The organism is Promicromonospora sp. NPDC060271 (genome assembly GCF_042726755.1).
In the GTDB taxonomy this organism is placed as follows: Bacteria; Actinomycetota; Actinomycetes; order Actinomycetales; family Cellulomonadaceae; genus Promicromonospora.
Map to the genome: position 1 here is coordinate 1 of NZ_JBHXBG010000323.1, position 1333 is coordinate 1333.

1 protein-coding gene is annotated in these 1333 nt (G+C 70.9%); it reads right to left on the reverse strand.

The genetic code is table 11. The annotated features are described in order from the left end of the window. A partial coding sequence (locus ACFWE2_RS25375) for a xylan 1,4-beta-xylosidase (protein WP_377226977.1) occupies window positions 1-1284 on the reverse strand: 1284 nt, incomplete at its 3' end. Window positions 1285-1333 lie beyond the last annotated feature (49 nt).

The following is a 1333-nucleotide window of genomic DNA, read 5'->3' on the forward strand; positions in this document are numbered from 1 at the left end:
GTCCGGCCGGTTCTCCGAAGTAGTCGCCTCGATGCCGGACAGGCGCTCTACTTCGGCGATCGGCGCGGGGAGACTGAGCCGGAGCTCGTGGCGGGCCGGCTCGGCCGGGTCGGCGGTGCCGCCCACCGGCTGCCAGGCGAGCACGGTCACCTGGCCGGTCGCGGGATGCCGGGTCACCAGGTGGTCGACCCCACGCGCGAGGATCTCCGGCCCCATCCGCGCCATGAAGGCGTACAGGTGGAAGGTCGGCTTGCGCACCTGCCGGTGGGTCAGCAACCCGAACCCGCCGTGGAAGAACGACGCCGGAACACCCGCCTCCTCGAAGACGTCGCTGAACGTCCAGTAGGAGAACGAGTCGGCGTGCTCACCGCCCTCCGCGAGCACCGGGGCGAGGTAGGCGGCGTTGTACGCCGTGTCGTGCACCGGGTTGTCGGGACGGTAGCTCGTGTTGAACTCGGTGATGTGCAGCGGCCGGTCCGCGAGCGCCGTCCCGGCGAGGATCTTGCGTGGCCTGGCGAACTGGTCGAGCAGGTGCTGGGGTCGCTGGAACGTCTGGTAGACGCCGAACGGCACGTGCTGGGCGGGCCCGGAGCTGTAGGCGTGCACGGAGAGGAAGTCGGCGGGCAGGTCGCGCGCGGTGACGAACTCCGCGAAGGGCTCCCACCAGTCGTCCGCACCCGGGGAGATGGCGGGGCCACCCACCTGGAGGGACGCGTCGACGTCCTTGACGGCCCGGACCGACGTCTCGTAGAGCCGGAAGTAGGCCGCCTGGTCGGCGTCCTTCCAGAACTGAGGAAGGTTCGGCTCGTTCCACACCTCGACTGGCCAGGTGCGTACCTCGTCGAGGCCGTACCGGTCGACGAGGTGCCGCAGGAGCGCCCGCACCAGGCTCGCCCACTCGGCGTGGTCGCGGGGCGGAGTGACGTTGCCGAGCCACCAGAACACCGTCTGGTCGCCGGACGCGAGCCCGCTCGGCATGAACCCGAGCTCGAGGAACGGCTTGATCCCGAGCCCCAGGTAGGCATCGATCACCTGGTCGACATAGGTGAACACGTAGGCGGTGCCGCGGTGCCCGCCGGCGTCGTACGGCCGGTGGACGGCGACGTCGTCGTGCAGGAGGCCGTGGCCCCGGATGTACCGGAAGCCGATCTCGCGCTGTACCAGGGCCAGGGAGTCCTGGTAGTCCTTGCGCAGCGCCAGGCCGAACCGGCCGGTGCCGACACAGGTGCGCCAGGCGTCGCTGAGTGTTCCGGCGGCCTCGGTCGGCACGATGGTGCGGGGCACGGATCTCCTCTGTGGTTCGGGCGGGCCAGGCGGGCGGGCCGTCGGTGAC